Origin of the sequence: Mesorhizobium sp. AR02, from assembly GCF_024746835.1 — a bacterium.
Lineage (GTDB): Bacteria > Pseudomonadota > Alphaproteobacteria > Rhizobiales > Rhizobiaceae > Mesorhizobium.
In genome coordinates this window covers 5,993,774-6,010,621 of the sequence record NZ_CP080531.1, presented here as the reverse complement: position 1 = coordinate 6,010,621, position 16,848 = coordinate 5,993,774, and the positions used below count along the sequence as shown (strand labels likewise).

Annotated in this window: 19 protein-coding genes; 14 read left to right on the top strand and 5 right to left on the bottom strand. The window is 62.2% G+C overall.

Going from position 1 to position 16,848, the window contains the following annotated elements:
* Positions 1-4: 4 nt before the first annotated feature.
* Positions 5-691, bottom strand: a complete 687-nt coding sequence (locus DBIPINDM_RS33295; RefSeq protein ID WP_258583186.1) for a hypothetical protein — start codon at positions 689-691, stop codon at positions 5-7.
* 89 nt (positions 692-780) lie between these two features.
* On the bottom strand, positions 781-2,355 hold the full coding sequence (locus DBIPINDM_RS33290) for a trimethylamine methyltransferase family protein (RefSeq protein WP_258583185.1): 1,575 nt from the start codon (positions 2,353-2,355) through the stop codon (positions 781-783).
* Between the two features lie 289 nt (positions 2,356-2,644).
* Between DBIPINDM_RS33290 and DBIPINDM_RS33285 the strand changes: the two genes are divergently transcribed.
* Entirely contained in the window at positions 2,645-3,343 is a 699-nt protein-coding gene (locus DBIPINDM_RS33285) for a corrinoid protein (RefSeq protein WP_184873536.1), read from the top strand.
* A gap of 85 nt (positions 3,344-3,428) precedes the next feature.
* Here the strand turns inward: DBIPINDM_RS33285 and DBIPINDM_RS33280 are convergent, their stop codons facing one another.
* Entirely contained in the window at positions 3,429-3,566 is a 138-nt protein-coding gene (locus tag DBIPINDM_RS33280) for an EncA/B family entericidin (RefSeq protein WP_172227922.1), read from the bottom strand.
* Between the two features lie 64 nt (positions 3,567-3,630).
* Between DBIPINDM_RS33280 and DBIPINDM_RS33275 the strand changes: the two genes are divergently transcribed.
* Positions 3,631-4,260, top strand: coding sequence for a DUF1638 domain-containing protein (locus DBIPINDM_RS33275; RefSeq protein ID WP_258583184.1), 630 nt, complete (start codon positions 3,631-3,633; stop codon positions 4,258-4,260).
* A 6-nt stretch (positions 4,261-4,266) separates the two neighbouring features.
* Here DBIPINDM_RS33275 and DBIPINDM_RS33270 read toward each other — a convergent pair whose 3' ends face one another.
* Positions 4,267-5,190 carry an NAD-dependent epimerase/dehydratase family protein gene (locus DBIPINDM_RS33270; RefSeq protein WP_258583183.1) on the bottom strand — a complete coding sequence of 308 codons (924 nt, stop codon included), beginning with the start codon at positions 5,188-5,190 and terminating at the stop codon, positions 4,267-4,269.
* A gap of 154 nt (positions 5,191-5,344) precedes the next feature.
* On the opposite strand from DBIPINDM_RS33270, the gene DBIPINDM_RS33265 reads away from it, so the two are divergent.
* From DBIPINDM_RS33265 to DBIPINDM_RS33225, 9 genes are all read left to right on the top strand, one after another.
* On the top strand, positions 5,345-5,920 hold the full coding sequence (locus DBIPINDM_RS33265) for a DUF4893 domain-containing protein (RefSeq protein WP_258583182.1): 576 nt from the start codon (positions 5,345-5,347) through the stop codon (positions 5,918-5,920).
* 103 nt (positions 5,921-6,023) lie between these two features.
* Positions 6,024-6,797, top strand: a complete 774-nt coding sequence (locus DBIPINDM_RS33260; RefSeq protein ID WP_258583181.1) for a formyl transferase — start codon at positions 6,024-6,026, stop codon at positions 6,795-6,797.
* A gap of 202 nt (positions 6,798-6,999) precedes the next feature.
* Positions 7,000-7,302 (top strand): virulence factor, encoded by a 303-nt coding sequence (locus tag DBIPINDM_RS33255; RefSeq protein WP_258583179.1) that lies wholly within the window; start codon positions 7,000-7,002, stop codon positions 7,300-7,302.
* Complete coding sequence (locus tag DBIPINDM_RS33250) at positions 7,295-7,891, top strand: methylenetetrahydrofolate reductase C-terminal domain-containing protein (protein ID WP_258583178.1); 597 nt, start codon at positions 7,295-7,297, stop codon at positions 7,889-7,891. Before DBIPINDM_RS33255 ends, DBIPINDM_RS33250 begins: the two co-directional genes overlap by 8 nt.
* On the top strand, positions 7,888-8,979 hold the full coding sequence (locus DBIPINDM_RS33245; protein ID WP_095199795.1) for a methylenetetrahydrofolate reductase: 1,092 nt from the start codon (positions 7,888-7,890) through the stop codon (positions 8,977-8,979). The genes DBIPINDM_RS33250 and DBIPINDM_RS33245 overlap by 4 nt, the downstream gene beginning before the upstream one ends.
* Before the next feature lie 82 nt (positions 8,980-9,061).
* The gene (locus DBIPINDM_RS33240; RefSeq protein WP_258583175.1) at positions 9,062-10,036 is read left to right on the top strand and encodes a methyltetrahydrofolate cobalamin methyltransferase; all 975 of its coding nucleotides are present in this window, start codon (positions 9,062-9,064) and stop codon (positions 10,034-10,036) included.
* Entirely contained in the window at positions 9,987-12,116 is a 2,130-nt protein-coding gene (locus tag DBIPINDM_RS33235) for an ASKHA domain-containing protein (RefSeq protein WP_258583172.1), read from the top strand. Before DBIPINDM_RS33240 ends, DBIPINDM_RS33235 begins: the two co-directional genes overlap by 50 nt.
* Positions 12,117-12,305: 189 nt before the next feature.
* Positions 12,306-12,596 (top strand): hypothetical protein, encoded by a 291-nt coding sequence (locus tag DBIPINDM_RS33230; RefSeq protein WP_258583171.1) that lies wholly within the window; start codon positions 12,306-12,308, stop codon positions 12,594-12,596.
* A 127-nt stretch (positions 12,597-12,723) separates the two neighbouring features.
* Positions 12,724-13,677, top strand: coding sequence for an alpha/beta hydrolase (locus DBIPINDM_RS33225; RefSeq protein ID WP_258583169.1), 954 nt, complete (start codon positions 12,724-12,726; stop codon positions 13,675-13,677).
* 33 nt (positions 13,678-13,710) lie between these two features.
* Here the strand turns inward: DBIPINDM_RS33225 and DBIPINDM_RS33220 are convergent, their stop codons facing one another.
* Positions 13,711-14,610 (bottom strand): LysR substrate-binding domain-containing protein, encoded by a 900-nt coding sequence (locus DBIPINDM_RS33220; protein ID WP_027043894.1) that lies wholly within the window; start codon positions 14,608-14,610, stop codon positions 13,711-13,713.
* A gap of 231 nt (positions 14,611-14,841) precedes the next feature.
* Here DBIPINDM_RS33220 and DBIPINDM_RS33215 point away from each other — a divergent pair, with 231 nt between their 5' ends.
* The 3 genes from DBIPINDM_RS33215 (at position 14,842) to DBIPINDM_RS33205 (ending at position 16,832) form a co-directional block, all read left to right on the top strand.
* A complete protein-coding gene (locus tag DBIPINDM_RS33215) occupies positions 14,842-15,027 on the top strand; it encodes a hypothetical protein (protein ID WP_095199791.1) in 186 nt (61 codons plus the stop codon).
* A 364-nt stretch (positions 15,028-15,391) separates the two neighbouring features.
* Positions 15,392-15,526 carry a hypothetical protein gene (locus DBIPINDM_RS33210; RefSeq protein ID WP_013894968.1) on the top strand — a complete coding sequence of 45 codons (135 nt, stop codon included), beginning with the start codon at positions 15,392-15,394 and terminating at the stop codon, positions 15,524-15,526.
* Positions 15,527-15,893: 367 nt separating this feature from the next.
* Entirely contained in the window at positions 15,894-16,832 is a 939-nt protein-coding gene (locus DBIPINDM_RS33205) for a GlxA family transcriptional regulator (RefSeq protein WP_348647147.1), read from the top strand.
* Positions 16,833-16,848: the final 16 nt, after the last annotated feature.

Genomic DNA, 16,848 nt, shown 5'->3' with positions numbered 1-16,848 from the left:
GTGTTTACAGGCCCGCGAATGCAACCATGTGAAATGCCTGGACCTCCGGCGGATAGCGATACTCCGTGCCATAGGGGCAGGCATTGCGGTCAAGGCAGCCGCCGCTGCGGCACGGCTCACCGTTCGCTCCCCGCACATGCGCCAGGCAGGCCTGATAGGCGAACCCTTCCCTGGAATAGGCGTCTACCGGACAGGATTTCAGGCAAGGCTTTTCGACACACGCGTCGCAAAGATGGGGCGCCTCGCCCTGCTCCGGAAGCGCGATCTCGTCCTCGAACAGCAAAGCACCGCGATAGGCATGCCAGAGCCCATATTGCGGATGCATGAGGATGCCGAGCGGCGACGGTTTTAATCCCTCCGCCCGCATCGCCCACTGCTGAAACGGCAGATAGGGTTTGTCGGAAGGCGAAACAGCGCGCGCGCCGAATGCCGCCGCCACATCGCCGATGACCTGCCGCGACCAGCTGTCGAGCGGATTGGCGATTACCTGTGGCTGCTGCTCCCGCCAGCGCAGGAAATGCGGCCAGGGTGCCGCCCCCGCCTGCCCCACCAGCAGCACGGATTTGGCGGGAGCGCCCGACGAGCCATGGGGAGCATCTTCGCCATCAGGGAAAACAAAGCCGCCGCGCAGGATGAGGCCGTTGGCGCCAAGCGCGGCCGTGATCTCTTCGATCATGCCGCGCGCAATCATCCCTTCTTGTCCGGGTCGGAGAACGCGCTCCGCCAGACTTCCTTGTGGATGATGTTGGCGACTTTAGCCCCGCCTGACTCGGGCTCCTTTCAAGTGAAGGCGTCGGGCATCGACCCCTTCTTCTTGGCGATGAACTCCTTCAGCGCTTCGTCGATGCTCAGATCGAGATACGGCGCTTCATAGCTTTCCAGCCAGCGGCGGGCGAGTTCGTTGGCGCGCTGCGGCGCGGTCTTCTCGCCCTCGGCCAGCCACTGTTCGTAGGAATTGTTGTCGGCAATGTTGGAGCGGTAGAAGGCGGTCTGGAAATTGGCCTGGGTGTGGTCGCAGCCGAGATAGTGGCTGCCCGGCCCGACCTGGCGGATGGCATCCATCGCCTGGCCGTTCTCCGACAGGTCGACGCCTTCGGAGAATTTCTGCGTCATGCCGAGCTGGTCGATGTCCATCATGAACTTTTCATAGCAGGACGCCAGCCCACCCTCGAGCCAGCCGGCCGAGTGGAGGACAAAGTTGGTGCCGGCAAGGATCGTCGAGTTCAGCGTGTTGGCGCTTTCATAGGCCGCTTGAGCATCCGGCACCTTGGATGCGCAGAGCGAACCGCCGGTGCGGAACGGCAGGCCGAGCCGGCGTGCGAGTTGGGCGGCGCCATAAGAAACCAGCGACGGCTCCGGCGTGCCGAAGGTCGGTGCACCCGACTGCATGGAGATCGACGAGGCGAAGGTGCCGAACAGCACCGGCGCGCCCGGCCGGATCAACTGCGTGAACGACGCGCCGGCCAACACTTCGGCCAGGACCTGCGTCAGCGTGCCGGCGACCGTCACCGGGCTCATCGCGCCGGCCAGGATGAACGGCGTAACGATGCAGGCCTGGTTGTGGCGCGAATAGACTTTCAGGGCGCCAAGCATGGTCTCGTCGAACACCATCGGCGAGTTGGCGTTGATCAGGCTGGTCAGCACCGTGTTGTTTTCGACGAAATCGTCGCCGAACACGAGCTTGGCCATCGCCACCGTATCCTCGGCACGCTCCGGTGCGGTGACCGAGCCCATGAACGGCTTGTCGGAATATTTGATGTGGCTGTAGATCATGTCGAGATGGCGCTTGTTGACCGGCACATCGACCGGCTCGCAGACCGTGCCACCCGAATGGTGGATCGACGGCGCCATATAGGCGAGCTTCACGAAATTCTGGAAATCCTCGATCGTCGCATAGCGCCTGACGCCGTCCAGATCGCGCACGAAGGGCGGGCCATAGACCGGCGCGAAGACAGTAGCATTGCCGCCGATCTGCACCGAGCGCTCGGCATTGCGGGCATGCTGGGTGTAGACGGACGGCGCGGTCTTCAGCAGCGAACGGCAAAGCCCCTTCGGGAAATGCACGCGCTCGCCCTTGACGTCGGCGCCGGCCTCTTTCCACAGCTGAAGCGCTTCCGCGTCGTCACGGAAGATGATGCCGATCTCTTCGAGCACCGTGTCGGTGTTCTTCTCGATCAGCGCCAGGCCTTCCTCGTCGAGCACCTCATAGACGTTGATCTTGCGCTTGATGTAGGTGAGCTGCGTGCCGGGGCCACCGCCCGAACGCGCTGCGCGCCTTGCCGCCGCGCCGCCGCTGGCAGCGCGTCCACGCCGTGCGTTTGACGCTTCCTGGTCGACTGCCGCGTGTTCGCTCATGATCGCTCTTCCCTGAATATGGCCTGGCCTGACGATGGCTGGTCCGTAACCGTTGCGGCCGCATGGCGCGGCTTTCGCCGGATCGTAGCCATGCACCCTATTCGAAACGGCCCGTCCGCGCCAACGCCTGTCGCAAAATCGACAAGAAAACCAATAGATTTTCCAGTCGCTTTCCTTTTGCGGGAAGTCGCAAATCAGCTATGGATACCCGCCCATTGCGGGTTAGGTATGAACGCTAAAATTTTGTGCCTTGCGACACAGTCGCGATGCCGTGAGGAGCTGGATTAAAATGTCCGACGACGAGATCATCCTTTCTGAACTTTCCGACGACGAGTTGGTGCAGCAGATGCACGACGATCTCTATGACGGCTTGAAGGAAGAGATCGAGGAAGGCACGCAGATCCTGCTGGAGCGCGGCTGGGTGCCCTACAAGGTGCTGACCGAGGCGCTGGTCGAAGGCATGCGCATCGTCGGCGAGGATTTTCGCGACGGCATCCTGTTCGTTCCCGAAGTGCTGTTGTCCGCCAACGCCATGAAGGCCGGCATGTTCATCCTGCGTCCGCTGCTCGCCGCCACCGGCGCGCCCAAGCAGGGCAAGATGGTGATCGGCACCGTCAAGGGCGACATCCACGACATCGGCAAGAACCTCGTCGGCATGATGATGGAAGGCGCCGGCTTCGACGTCATCGATCTCGGCATCAACAATGCGGTCGAGAAATATCTCGATGCGATCGAGCAGCATCAGCCCGACATTATCGGCATGTCGGCGCTGTTGACCACGACCATGCCCTACATGAAGGTCGTCATCGACACGATGAAGGAAAAGGGCATCCGTGACGATTATGTCGTGCTGGTTGGCGGCGCGCCGCTCAACGAGGAATTCGGCAAAGCCGTCGGCGCCGACGCCTATTGCCGCGATGCCGCGGTGGCGGTCGAGACCGCCAAGGACTTCATGAAGCGCAAGCACAACGTCCGCGCTTCGGCCTGACCCAAGGCATCAGGATGGACCGAACAAAAAAGCCGCGCCTTGCAGCGCGGCTTTTTTGTTCCCAATTGATGGACGAGGCTGCCGATCAGTTGGCGACAGTGTCCTTGACTGCCCTGGCCGTCGATTTGACGTCCTTGCCGACGCCGCGGACGGTGTTCGCGCAAGCGGAAAGGGCCAAGGCACAGGCAAGAATGGCAATCGGTGCGATGCGTAGCAGTTTCATGGACGGTGTCTCCCTCAACAGATAAATTAGCCCCACAGCAACGAACGCCGGTTCGACTGGTTCCATGGCCAAAACACAGAAAACGAAACCGAATCAAGAGGACAGGCTGCTCGTCATCGCCTGCGGGATGATTGCGCGCGAGGTATTGGCCGTCAAGGAACAGCTCGGGCTGAATCACCTCGACTTGACCTGTTTGCCGGCAGAGTTTCATTTCTATCCCGACCGCATCGCGCCCGCCATGGACAAGGCGATCGAGAAGGCCAAGACGGAGGGTTATACCAACATCTTCGTCGGCTATGCCGATTGCGGCACCGGCGGCCTGCTTGACCGCGTATTAGAGAAGCATAGCGTCGAGCGCATGGCCGGACCGCATTGCTTCGCCTTCTATCAAGGCATGGAGGCCTATGCGAAGGTCGCCGATGACGACATGATGTCCTTCTACATGACGGACTTCCTGTGCCGCCAGTTCGATGCCTTCTTCATGAAGCCGCTGGGCCTCGACAAGCACCCGGAGCTGATCAAGGACTATTTCGGCAACTATCAGAAGCTGATCTATCTCGCCCAGACCGACGATCCCGAACTCGACAAGGTCGCGGAAAAAGCCGCGGCCCTGCTTGGCCTCGCCTATGAGCGGCGGCCGACAGGCTATGGCGACCTGACGGCCGGAATGGCGCAAGCGGCCGCGCACGCCTGACGACTCCTAGGAGACGCTCTCCTCAGCCCGCAATTGCGCCAGCATATCGGCAAAGTCGGTCTTGCAGACAAAGCCGAGCCTCTCCCGCGACCGAGACGCGTCATAGACCCGGTCGATGGAGGAAAACATCGTCCAGCCCTTTCGCGCGTAGAGCGCCGGAAAGTCCGGAAAATAGCGCGCGACAACCGACGGCGCGTCTCTGATCAGCGCGTCGCAGTCGTCGGGTTGGAACGGCGTCGGCGCACAGATGATAAAGGTATCGAAACCGAGCTGCGGCGCCTTCTCCAGCGCAGCGATATGAGCCTGCGCCGCATCTTCCACCGTCAGCCGCCGGAACAAAAACTCGTTCGCCTTGGTGTTGGCATCTGATTGCTCGATAGCATGCGCCATGTCGTCGGCTTCGGGAAAGAAGCGGGCCGTGCGCAGCACGACGACCGGCAGGCCGTGCTGAAGATGATAGAGGCGGCAGAGATGTTCGGCTGAAAGCTTGGTGACGCCATAGATGTTGCGCGGCTCTGGCGACATCTCTTCCGTCAGCCAGGCGGCCTTGCGGGCACCGCCCTCGAAGCCGTCACGTATCGCCTGCGAGATCATCAGCGAAGTCGTCGAGGTGAAGACGAAGCGCTGCACGCCGGTCGCCACAGCCGCGTCGAGCAGGTTCAGCGTGCCCTGCACATTGGTCGCGACGAAATCGCTGTTGGCGCGGCTCTCTATGTTGGGCTTGTGCAGCGCGCCGCTGTGAATGATGGCTTCGATTCTGTTATCCCCGACCGTCCGCATGACCAGGTCACGATCAGCGATCGAGCCGATCATCTGCGTTTCCACCGAAGGAACGGGGTCAAGGCCGATCACCTCGTGGCCAAGCGCACGCAGGCGCGGCGCCAGCGCGCTGCCCAGCCAACCCGACGATCCCGTGAGCAAGATTCGCATGCGTCACACCATGATTTTTGACGGTGACGCTGTTAAGCACGGATGACAGGCGCGAGCGACCCGGTAAAATCAGCCATCGGCCGGCAACGACGCTGCTCCAGACATTAACTGCCATTTTTATCGACTGCCATTTTATAGATTCAGGGAGTTCCAGATGATCCTTCGCCCACTGCTCGTCGCCATCGGCCTGCTCTGCTGCACCTTGCCCGCCTTTGCCGACGGCGAGGTGCAGAAGCTGATCACGCCGGCCGACAAGGCCCGCCTCGACAAATATGGCGAGACCCGCAAGGCAGCGCTCGCCGAAGCGAAGGCGGGCAACCCCGCCGATGTCAAACAACTCGATGCCTTGCTGGCGAAGCCGCTGGTGTCGTTCTCCGACAAGGACCTGACCGGCAACTGGCAGTGCCGCACCATCAAGGCGGGCGGGTTGAGCCCGCTCGTCATCTATGGCTGGTTCAAATGCAAGGTGACCGACGACGGCTCCGGCTGGCGGCTGGAAAAGATCAGCGGCTCGCAGCGAACCCAGGGCCGCTTCTTCGACGACAGCGAGAAGCGCGCGATCTATCTCGGCTCCGGCTCCGTCAACAACGATCGGGCAAAGCCTTATGGCAGCGGCCCGCAGACCGACCAGGTCGGCTATGCCTTCCGCACCGGCGCCAAGGAATGGCGCATCGAATTGCCCGCGCCCTATTACGAATCGAAGCTCGACATCATCGAGTTCAAGCGTTGAGCTTCATGGAACGCTGATCACCAAGGATTAACCCGGACGACTTAGCATCGCACATGCCAAGGCCGGAACCGGCCGTGTCTTGTCCAGCGGTGCGTCCCGAACCATGGAACCCCCGAAGTCGAACATCGTCGTCGTCACCGAAGGCGGCCCGCATATCTGGGCCATCATCAACGCCATCGCCGACAGTTTGGGTCCTGTCAACGTCATCCTCGAAACGCCTGAATCCAAAAAGCAATTGCTGGTCAGGCGTGCCCGGCGCCAGGGCTGGGTCTCGGTCATCGGCCAGCTTGGCACGATGGTGCTGACGCGGCTGGGAAAGCGCTTCTTCGCCGGTCATGCCGAGCGGATGATCGCTGAGCAGAAGCTGCAGACCGAACCGAGGCCGGGGCAATCGATCATCGATGTTCCCTCGGCCAATGCACCCGAATGTCTGGACGCCATCGCAAGGCTCCAGCCGGGCGTCGTGTTTCTTGCCGGTTGCCGCATGCTGACACGCGACACGCTGTCGAAAATCGCTTGTCCCGTCATCAACTATCACGCCGGCATCACGCCCAAATACCGTGGCATGAACGGCGGCTACTGGGCGCTGGCATCAGGCGATGCGCAGAATTTCGGCACCACAGTGCTGTTGGTCGATGCCGGCGTCGACACCGGCGGCGCGCTGCGGCAAGCGCGCGGCAAACCCGAGCGCGGCGACAACATTTCGAGCTATGCGCTGCGGCAGGCTTCGTTCTCGCGCGACATCTGCGTGGAAGCCGTCCGCGACGTGCTGGCTGGAGAACTCGCCACCATCGATCCGGGCTTGCCGTCACAACAATGGCATCACCCGACGATCTGGTTCTACCTCTGGAAAGGCGTCAGAACCGGAATCTGGTAGGTCTTGCCAGCCCGGAACCGCATAAGGCACGACGGCATTTTTGGCACGCCGACCCTGCCGCCGGTGCCCGTCGCAAACGAATAAACACGCCTTTCATTTTACGACATTGAAATGCGTCGCTTTTGAATGCGCGCGCGTCGTCCCATAACAAGCGGGTCACTTGCACATCCGGCAATGCTCGCAGATCGAGGAGCGAGAATTCATGGCCGATCTTATCGTCGTCTACTGGCGCGACATCCCTGCCCAGGTCATCGTCAAGAAGGGCCGGCAGAACGCCAAGCGTGAACTGCCGCTGCGCTTCACCGAGGCCATCGACATGTGCGCCATGCGCACCGGCGCCGGCGGCACCGACGACTATCTGGCCGAATGGCGCAAGGCCGATCCCGTTCCTGTCGGCGACGATCTCGAAGCCGAAGTCGAAAGGGCTTTTCAGGAGCTCGACACGAAATATGACCGCGAGCGGCTGGTCGCTCTGGTCAAGGCGGGCGGCAAAGAAAATGTCTGAGACGAATCCGGCGGTTACCCAGGCCACCCTGGTCAAGAAGGCAGCGCCGAAATCCGACTACAAGCCGGCCGACGTGTCGCCGCAGCGGCGCGTGCAGCGCTCGTTTGCGGTCAGGCTGTGGTCGATCCGGCATTCGCGCCTGCTCGAATGGTTCTATTCCCGTTTCGCCGACATGTTTCTGCTCCTCCACCCCTTGTGGAAGGGCATCGGCTACGGTCGCGTCGAGGCCCCGGTGAAATTCGTCGAGAAGCGCGTCAAGGGTTTCATGTTCGACTGCCGCATGTGCGGCCAGTGCATCCTGTCCTCGACCGGCATGTCGTGCCCGATGAACTGCCCCAAGCAGCTGCGCAACGGCCCCTGCGGCGGCGTGCGCGCCAATGGCAATTGCGAAGTCGAGCCCGATATGCCCTGCGTCTGGGTCAAGGCCTGGGAAGGCTCGCAGAACATGGTCAACTCAGACAAGATCCTGACCGTGCAGAAGCCGGTCGACCAGTCGCTGCGCGAAACCTCGGCCTGGCTGCGGGTCACCGCGCAGGCGGCGGCAGCCCGTGAAGCCGCTGCCGCGCCAAAGACCGGAGCCGCCGCATGACCGCCCGTCAGCGTGACGAGAACCCGGCCGGCATTCACCTGCCGCTCGATCCCCTGCCCGGCCACTCTTCCCGAGGCCGGCTGGAGCGTGTGCTGCGGCGCGGTGAATTCGCGGTGACGACCGAGCTCAATCCGCCCGACAGCGCCGATCCCGAGGACGTCTACAACAGGGCCAAGATCTTCGATGGCTGGGTCGACGCCATCAACGCCGTCGATGCCTCGGGCGCCAACTGCCACATGTCCTCGGTTGGTATCTGCGCGCTGCTGACCCGCATGGGCTATGCCCCGATCATGCAGATCGCCTGCCGCGACAAGAACCGCATCGCCATCCAGGGCGACGTGCTGGGCGGTGCGGCGATGGGTGTCGCCAACATGCTGTGCCTGACTGGCGACGGCGTGCAGGCCGGCGACCAGCCCGGTGCCAAGCCGGTGTTCGATCTCGATTCCATGTCGCTGCTCGAAACCGTCCGCATCATGCGCGACAATGGCAAATTCCTGTCCGGCCGCAAGCTGACGACGCCGCCGCAGGTTTTCCTCGGTGCTGCCGTCAACCCGTTCGCGCCGCCCTTCGATTTCCGCCCGATCCATCTCGGCAAGAAGATCGCCGCCGGCGCGCAATTCGTGCAGACCCAGTATTGTTTCGACGTGCCGATGTTCAGGACCTTCATGCAGAAGGCGCGCGATCTCGGCCACACCGAAAAGGTGTTCGTCCTGTGCGGCGTCGGCCCCCTCGCCTCGGCCAAGACCGCCAAGTGGATCCGCTCCAACGTGCCCGGTATCCATATTCCGGACGCTATCATCAAGCGGCTGGAGGGCGCCCAGGACCAGAAAAAGGAAGGCAAGCAGCTCTGCATCGACATCATCAACGAGGTGAAGGAAATCCCCGGTATCTCGGGCATCCATGTGATGGCCTACCGCCAGGAGGAATATGTCGCCGAGATCGTCGATGAATCGGGCGTGCTCAAGGGCCGCCAGCCCTGGAAGCGCGAAATCCGTCGCGACGACCAGATGGTTGCCGACCGGCTCGACCACATCCTGCACGACGAGATTACCGAAACCCAGGTGGATATGGTGAAGACCGCGCATTGACCTGCGCGGACGGCCACCCATTCGCTTGATCGACAAGAGATAACGATATAAAGAACTCTTTATATCACGACGGAGAGATTTCATGACCCGGACCATCGTTGCCTCGGCGACACGAGAAATCATTATCGGCTTCGACCAGCCCTTCTGCGTGATTGGCGAGCGCATCAACCCGACCGGCCGCAAGAAGCTCGCCGCCGAGATGGTCGCCGGCAATTTCGACACCGTCATCAAGGACGCGCTGGAGCAGGCCGCCTGCGGCGCCACCATGCTCGACGTCAATGCCGGCGTCACCGCGGTCGACCCCAACGCGACCGAGCCGGCGCTGCTGGTGCAGACGCTGGAGATCGTGCAGGGTCTCGTCGACCTGCCGCTGTCGATCGATAGCTCGGTCACCGCCGCGATCGAGGCAGCGCTCAAGGTCGCCAAGGGCCGCCCGCTGGTCAACTCCGTCACCGGCGAGGAGGAAAAACTCGAAGCCATCCTGCCGCTGATCAAGAAATACAATGTGCCGGTCGTCGCCATCTCCAATGACGAGACCGGTATTTCGATGGATCCGGACGTGCGCTTCGCCGTCGCCAAGAAGATCGTGCAGCGCTGCGCCGATTTCGGCATTCCCGCGCATGACGTCGTCGTCGATCCGCTGGTCATGCCGATCGGCGCGCTGGGCGATGCCGGCCGCCAGGTGTTCGCGCTGCTGCGTCGGCTCCGCGAAGAACTCAAGGTCAACACCACTTGCGGCCTGTCCAACATCTCCTTCGGCCTGCCGCACCGCCACGGCATCAACGCCGCCTTCATCCCGATGGTGATCGGCGCCGGCATGACCTCGGCCATCATGAACCCGGTGCGGCCGCAGGAAATGGAAGCCGTGCGCGGCGCCAATGTGCTGAACGGCACCGACGAGAACTGCACCAACTGGATCAGGACCTACAAGGACTACAAGCCGGCCGAAGGCGGCCAGGCTGTCGCAGCGCCGACGGCGGTCAACGCCCCTGGCGAGGGCGGCGGCAATGGCGGTCGCCGCCGTGGTGGCCGTGAGGCCCGGATGGGTCGAGGATAAGCGCGCAATCGTGAATTCACCTGCCAACATCACCGATCCGCTCGTGCTGTTCATGCCGTCAGGCAAGCGCGGGCGGTTTCCTGTCGGCACGCCGGTGCTGGATGCCGCGCGTCAGCTCGGCGTCTATGTCGAGAGCGTGTGCGGCGGCCGCGCCACGTGCGGACGCTGCCAGATCGAGGTGCAGGAAGGCAATTTCGCCAAGCACAAGATCGTCTCGTCCAACGACCACATTTCGCCCAAGGGCCCCAAGGAAGAGCGCTACGAGCGCGTGCGCGGCCTGCCCGAACGGCGCCGCCTCTCCTGCTCGGCGCAAATCCTCGGCGACCTCGTCATCGACGTGCCGCAGGATACGGTCATCAATGCGCAGACCATCCGCAAGGATGCCGACACCAGGGTGATCGCCCGCGATACGGCGATCCGCATGTGCTATGTCGAGATCGAAGAGCCCGACATGCACAAGCCGCTCGGCGATCTCGACCGGCTGAAGATCGCGCTGATGAAGGATTGGGGCTTCAAGAATCTCGAATTCGACTTCTACCTGCTGCCACAAGTGCAAGGCATATTGCGCAAGGGCAACTGGACCGCCACCGCCGCCATCCACAAGGATGCCGACAGCGACATAGCGCGCGTCATCGCGTTGTGGCCCGGCCTCAAGAACGAGGCCTATGGGCTGGCCTGTGACATCGGCTCGACCACCATCGCCATGCATCTGGTGTCGCTGCTGTCGGGCCGCGTCGCCGCCTCCTCCGGCACATCGAACCCGCAGATCCGCTTCGGCGAGGATCTGATGAGCCGCGTCTCCTATGTGATGATGAACCCGGACGGCCGCGAAGGCATGACGGTCGCCGTGCGCGAGGCGATCTCCAGCCTTGTCGACAAGGTGTGTGCGGAAGGCAATGTCCAGCGCAACGACATTCTGGATTCCGTCTTCGTCGGCAATCCGATCATGCACCATCTGTTCCTCGGCATCGATCCGACCGAACTCGGCGGCGCCCCTTTCGCGCTCGCCGTCTCGGGCGCCGTGCGCATCAAGGCCTCCGACATCGGCCTGAAGCTCAATCAGGGCGCGCGCCTCTATATGCTGCCTTGCATTGCCGGCCATGTCGGCGCCGACGCGGCGGCGGTGACGCTGTCGGAAGGTCCACATCGCCAGGACGAGATGATGCTGATCGTCGACGTCGGCACCAATGCCGAGATCGTGCTCGGCAATCGTGCGCGGGTCGTGGCGGCCTCTTCTCCGACCGGTCCAGCTTTCGAGGGCGCCGAAATCTCCGGCGGCCAGCGTGCGGCGCCCGGCGCCATCGAGCGCGTGCGCATCGACCCCGATACGCTGGAGCCAAAATACCGCGTCATCGGCTCGGAACTGTGGTCCGACGAACCGGGCTTCCTCGACAGCGTGCAGGCGACCGGCGTCACCGGCATTTGCGGCTCCGGCATCATTGAGATCGTGGCGGAGATGTATCTCGCCGGCATCATCTCGGAGGACGGCGTCGTCGACGGGTCGCTGAGTGCGCGCTCGCCGCGGGTCACCGCCAACGGCCGCACCTTCTCCTATGTGCTGAAGGAAGGCGAACCAAAAATCACCATCACCCAGACCGACGTGCGCGCCATCCAGCTCGCCAAGGCAGCGCTTTATGCCGGCACCAAGCTCTTGATGGAAAAGCAGAACACCGAGCATGTCGATCGCATCCATTTCGCCGGCGCCTTCGGTTCCTTCATCGATCCGAAATACGCCATGGTGCTGGGCCTGATCCCCGATTGCGACCTCGACAAGGTCTCGGCCGTCGGCAACGCCGCCGGCGCCGGCGCGCGCATGGCGCTGCTCAATCGCGGCTATCGCCGCGAGATCGAGGAGACGGTGAGCCAGATCGAGAAGATCGAGACCGCACTGGAGCCAAAATTCCAGGAGCATTTCGTCTATGCCATGGCGCTGCCCAACAAGGTCGATCCGTTCCCGAAACTGTCGGCGGTGGTAAAACTGCCGCCACGCAAGACGGTCAGCGAGGATGGTGTCGCCGGCGACGCCACCCCGCGCCGGCGCTCGCGCGAAGGCCACGCGGCAAGGCGCAGCCGCGAATAGACGCGGCCTTCCCAAGCCGTTTCAAACTTCAAACTCATTTGCATGCAAATGTTTCCGGATCGAACCGATCCGGAAACCGAAACGCTGTTTTCGCGAAATCCATCCGATACATGGCAGGCGCAATTACCCCGCGTCGAACGGCGGCCGAAGATAATCCTCGGCCGTGGCCGTTCTTCAAGGGAGATGAAAATGTCGATGTTCGGAAATCTCGGTCGCTTCGGTGTGACCATCAGGCAGACCCATGCCAGGAACAAGGCGATCCGCGCTGAACAGCCTGCCGGCGCACGTCCAGAAGGACATTGGTTGGCCGGCCTCACCGCCCAGCGACCCGCAGGCCGCGCTCACGTCGCTGCTTCTGGGTACGGCGCGCTGATGACCTTCGCCGACAAATGCAAATTGCTCGGCAGGCGCCGAGGATTTCGCACATCCCCGGCGGCAACCAGCAACCGGCTGCGCGCAGCACTTTTACCGCGCCGCTGACGACAGCGGCGCGGATCACTCCGCCGTGTGGACACTGCGTAAATCTTGACATTTTCGACCAAGGTACGATGTTCGGGGATAGTGGAGGTTTCTCTTAGTCGGCTGTTGCCGAAGTTCGTGTATCCGCATGCCAAGTTTGAAAAGCCACTTCGTGTCCTTCGTGCTCAGGTACAGCCGCAAAAAGGCCTTTTCCAGCCCGGAAAACCTGCAGCGCTGGATCGCTGCCGCGCGCAAGACCGAGGATCACCATCCGCCGGCCTCGCTACACCAGCGCTTGGACATTCAGACACGCACCGTCGATGGTTTTCCGGTCTACGAAATCGCTCCGAAGGCCGGCGAGCACAAGCGGATCCTCTATCTGCATGGCGGCGCCTATGTGTTTGAGATCACGCCCTATCACTGGCACCTGATTGCCGAGATGGCCGACCGGCTGGGCTACGGCATCACCGTGCCGATCTATCCCATCGCCCCAGAACACGATTTCCACGCCATGTTCGGCATGGTCGGCGACGTCTATCGCCAGATGCTCGACGAGACGGAAGCGGAAGACATCATCTTCATGGGCGATTCCGCCGGCGGCAACATGGCCGTGGTGCTGACCATGATGGCTGCCGAAGAAGGCTTGCCGCTGCCATCGCGCCATGTGCTGATTTCGCCAGGGCTCGACATGTCGCTTTCCAACCCAAAGCTGTTCGAGGCCGAGCGCAACGACCCTTGGCTCGGCATTCCCGGCGGCCTCGAAGCGATCCGCATGTATAGCGCCGGCATAGACCGCAGCGACTGGCACATCAGCCCGATCTATGGCGACCTGTCGGTGCTGCCGAAAACGCTGCTTTTGACCGGCTCGCACGATCTCTTGACGCCCGACAATCTGATCTTCGCGCAAAAGGCGCGGGACGCCGGTGTCGAGATTGATGTCATCCACGAGGAAGGCATGTTCCACGCCTGGCCATTGATCGACATGCCGGAATCGCGACGCGCGCGCCAGCACATCGTGGCGTTTCTCAATGAGAGCCCCTTGCCGATCAAGCAAGACACGAGAACAAGGTTCGAAGCGCCCTCCGCGGAGGCTGCGGAGTAACGCTTCTGTCTTCGGTCCGATCCTGTTGACGGATCAGAACTTGCCGGTTTCCCGGAACACTTCGAACGTTGCGCGGATATGGTCGGCGACGGCCTTGACCGGCGCGCTGGCGTCCGGAGCCACCACCATGGCCAGATTGTAGGTGCCGATATCGGGCATGCCGTCCTTCGGGCAGAGTTCGACCATGTCGTTGCCGAGGAATGATCGCGGCAGCGGCGCGACCGCGAGGTCGGCCATGATCGCGGCGCGCTGGCCGGCTGTATGCGCGCTCATATAGGCGACGCGATAGTTGCGGCCCTCGCGTCCCAGCGCATCGAGCGCGCCGGCTCGCCAGGCGCAGCCCTCTTCCCACAGCGATACCGGCAAGGGCTCGCGCAGATGCGCGCAACCGCCCTTGGCGCCGGCCCACACGATCGGCTCGGTCAAAAGCACCTCGGCGCCGAGCGCGCTGGTCTTGTAGGAGTTGGTCAGAAGCGTGATGTCGAGCGCGCGGTCGTCCATGCGCCGGCGCAGATTGCTGCTCTGGTCGATGGTGACGTCCACGGCGATCGACGGGTGCGATTGCGCGAAACGCTTCAGCACATGCGGCAGCACGCGCTCGCCGTAATCATCCGGCGAGCCCAGCCGCACCACCCCGACAATCTCGGGAATGATGAACTTCGACACCACCTCGCGGTTGATCGACAGCAGCCGGCGGGCATAGCCGAGCAGCATCTCGCCGTCCGTGGTCAGCGACACCGAGCGGGCGTCGCGCGCGAACACCGAGCGGCCAAGGATGTCCTCCAGCTTCTTGATCTGCATAGAGACCGCGGACGGTGTGCGGAAGACGGCATTGGCGGCGGTGGTGAAGCTACCGGTCTCGGCAATCGCCACGAAAGTGCGCAAAACGTCGAGATCGAGCAGTGGCAGCGGATGATTGAGCGGGGCGTTCATGGGAAGCGGCCTTCAATTTTTCTGATACAAAGCATCATTCCATTTCGTTTGATTGAACATCAGATTGGGAGGATAGTCAACTCCATCGATTGAGGTTGCTGCCACAAGCAGCCACGAAACCACCACGACACAGACCTGCAATCGACATGAAATGGGGTTGAAACACCCCGCGTGTAAGGCCCCACCATCAAAGGTCGGAATGTCTCCGGCCCGCCATCAAAGGAGAATGAAATGTCTATCCTGTCGTCCCTCGGTCGCATCGCGACTGAATTCAGCGCAGCACGCGCCCGCTACCAGACCGAACGCGCCATCCGCTCCCTGCCGATCGAACTGCAGAAGGATATTGGCTGGCCCGAAGCTTCCGACACCAAGACCGGCATTCGCAACGGCGTTGGATCCTGGGCTGGAGCAAAGTAAACCGTGTGTACCAAATGCCGAAGGCCTGCCGCGCGCACCCAGCCCGGCAGGCCTTCTCTATTTTACCCTTTAGGTCCTCTGCACTTTATTTGTATTCAAATGAGTTTTCGAGCCATGCTGCCGCTGCATGGCGCATATGAGCAAGCCGCATAGCAGCGCTTATTTCCGATTAATGCCTTGTAAATAATCGTAAATTTCAGGCACGCTGCCCAAATTTGTCGCATTCGGTGTCGCATTTCATATCAAGCGCTTCGCTTTTGCGATTTAGTTTCACGCAGCACAAGCCTATATCACCACCAGCAAACGAGCTGCCCCACTCCATCAAGCGAAGGCGACCCGTCTGAGCAACCGATTGGAGATGATCATGAAGCTTTTTGCCCGCCTCTTCGCCCGCCGCGAAATGAACCTGACCACCGCTCTCGAGCGTCAGCGCCTCGCCAACACCATGCCCGGCCAGACCGGCGCGATGGCTGCGGCGCGCCTCGGCTTCGTCGCCTGACCATTTTTGCAAGGCAGCGCCTCCCTGCCGCTGCTTAAGACTGTAACGCCGCCTGGCTCCAGCCAAGGCGGCGTTTTTGTTTCGCCTTTGCGCATTTTGCCCGCCGCTTGGACAGTTGATGCCGCTCCCCCGGAACATGACTGCATGTTCCAAGGGCATTGCCGCACAGCAATTGCCCATTTGCGACCCATGTCGCAAATTTTGTCTCACTGAGGCAGCGTAGCCGATTGACAAGCATGGTTTTTCCTGATGTCGCTATGCTATTCGCGACATCCTGTTCGCGTCATGGCCAGATGAGGTTCCCGTGAACGCCGTCAAGCATCCGATCAAGCGATCGTTTGTGTTCTTCCTTGTTCCTGATTTCACCATGATCGCCTTTGCGACCGCACTCGACCCGCTGCGCTCCGCCAATCGCATGCTTGGCTACGAGGCCTATCGCTGGCGCCTGGCCAGCATTGACGGCAAGCCGGTGCGCGCCTCGAACGGCGTCGAATGCGCGGTCAACACCTCGCTGGAGGAAGAGCGCAAGAAGATGGCAGGCCCCGACCGGCCCAACATGGCCATCGTCTGCAGCGGCATCAATGTCGAGCGCTACCAGAACAAATCCGCCTTCGCCTGGCTGCGCGAAGAGTACAATCGCGGCGTCGCCGTCGGCGGTCTGTGCACCGGCGCGCATATCCTCGCCGCCGCTGGCTTGCTGTCGAACAAGCGCTGCGCCATCCATTGGGAAAACCTGCCGGGCTTTTCCGAGGCGTTCCCGAAGGCCAATGTCTTTGCCGACCTCTTCGAGATCGACCAGAACATCTACACCTGCGCCGGCGGCACCGCCGCGCTCGACATGATGCTGAAGCTGATCGGCGACGATTTCGACGAGAGCCTCGTCAACCGCGTGTGCGAACAGGTGCTGACCGACCGCGTGCGCAGCCCGACCGACCGCCAGCGCCTGCCGCTGCGCGCGCGCCTCGGCGTGCAGAACTCGAAGGTGCTGACCATCATCGAGTTGATGGAAGGCAATTTGTCCGAGCCGCTGTCGCTGATCGAGATCGCCGACCATGTCGACCTGTCGCGCCGCCAGATCGAGCGCCTGTTCCGCACCGAGATGGGTCGCTCCCCTGCCCGCTATTATCTGGAAATCCGGCTCGACCGCGCCAGGCACCTGCTGATCCAGTCGTCGATGCCCGTGGTCGAGGTGGCGGTCGCCTGCGGCTTCGTCTCGGCCTCGCATTTCTCCAAATGCTACCGCGAGCTCTACGCCCGCTCGCCGCAGCAGGAGCGCGTCGACCGCAAGCAGTTGCTGGCGGCCTGATCCCGCAATCCGGCTA

What these genes read in the sequence shown, in the direction of transcription:
- DBIPINDM_RS33295 (WP_258583186.1), bottom strand. Translation starts at nt 691, where the DNA reads ATGATTGCGCGCGGCATGATCGAAGAGATCACGGCCGCGCTTGGCGCC.
- DBIPINDM_RS33290 (WP_258583185.1), bottom strand. Translation starts at nt 2,355, where the DNA reads ATGAGCGAACACGCGGCAGTCGACCAGGAAGCGTCAAACGCACGGCGT.
- DBIPINDM_RS33285 (WP_184873536.1), top strand. Translation starts at nt 2,645, where the DNA reads ATGTCCGACGACGAGATCATCCTTTCTGAACTTTCCGACGACGAGTTG.
- DBIPINDM_RS33280 (WP_172227922.1), bottom strand. Translation starts at nt 3,566, where the DNA reads ATGAAACTGCTACGCATCGCACCGATTGCCATTCTTGCCTGTGCCTTG.
- DBIPINDM_RS33275 (WP_258583184.1), top strand. Translation starts at nt 3,631, where the DNA reads ATGGCCAAAACACAGAAAACGAAACCGAATCAAGAGGACAGGCTGCTC.
- DBIPINDM_RS33270 (WP_258583183.1), bottom strand. Translation starts at nt 5,190, where the DNA reads ATGCGAATCTTGCTCACGGGATCGTCGGGTTGGCTGGGCAGCGCGCTG.
- DBIPINDM_RS33265 (WP_258583182.1), top strand. Translation starts at nt 5,345, where the DNA reads ATGATCCTTCGCCCACTGCTCGTCGCCATCGGCCTGCTCTGCTGCACC.
- DBIPINDM_RS33260 (WP_258583181.1), top strand. Translation starts at nt 6,024, where the DNA reads ATGGAACCCCCGAAGTCGAACATCGTCGTCGTCACCGAAGGCGGCCCG.
- DBIPINDM_RS33255 (WP_258583179.1), top strand. Translation starts at nt 7,000, where the DNA reads ATGGCCGATCTTATCGTCGTCTACTGGCGCGACATCCCTGCCCAGGTC.
- DBIPINDM_RS33250 (WP_258583178.1), top strand. Translation starts at nt 7,295, where the DNA reads ATGTCTGAGACGAATCCGGCGGTTACCCAGGCCACCCTGGTCAAGAAG.
- DBIPINDM_RS33245 (WP_095199795.1), top strand. Translation starts at nt 7,888, where the DNA reads ATGACCGCCCGTCAGCGTGACGAGAACCCGGCCGGCATTCACCTGCCG.
- DBIPINDM_RS33240 (WP_258583175.1), top strand. Translation starts at nt 9,062, where the DNA reads ATGACCCGGACCATCGTTGCCTCGGCGACACGAGAAATCATTATCGGC.
- DBIPINDM_RS33235 (WP_258583172.1), top strand. Translation starts at nt 9,987, where the DNA reads ATGGCGGTCGCCGCCGTGGTGGCCGTGAGGCCCGGATGGGTCGAGGAT.
- DBIPINDM_RS33230 (WP_258583171.1), top strand. Translation starts at nt 12,306, where the DNA reads ATGTCGATGTTCGGAAATCTCGGTCGCTTCGGTGTGACCATCAGGCAG.
- DBIPINDM_RS33225 (WP_258583169.1), top strand. Translation starts at nt 12,724, where the DNA reads ATGCCAAGTTTGAAAAGCCACTTCGTGTCCTTCGTGCTCAGGTACAGC.
- DBIPINDM_RS33220 (WP_027043894.1), bottom strand. Translation starts at nt 14,610, where the DNA reads ATGAACGCCCCGCTCAATCATCCGCTGCCACTGCTCGATCTCGACGTT.
- DBIPINDM_RS33215 (WP_095199791.1), top strand. Translation starts at nt 14,842, where the DNA reads ATGTCTATCCTGTCGTCCCTCGGTCGCATCGCGACTGAATTCAGCGCA.
- DBIPINDM_RS33210 (WP_013894968.1), top strand. Translation starts at nt 15,392, where the DNA reads ATGAAGCTTTTTGCCCGCCTCTTCGCCCGCCGCGAAATGAACCTGACC.
- DBIPINDM_RS33205 (WP_348647147.1), top strand. Translation starts at nt 15,894, where the DNA reads ATGATCGCCTTTGCGACCGCACTCGACCCGCTGCGCTCCGCCAATCGC.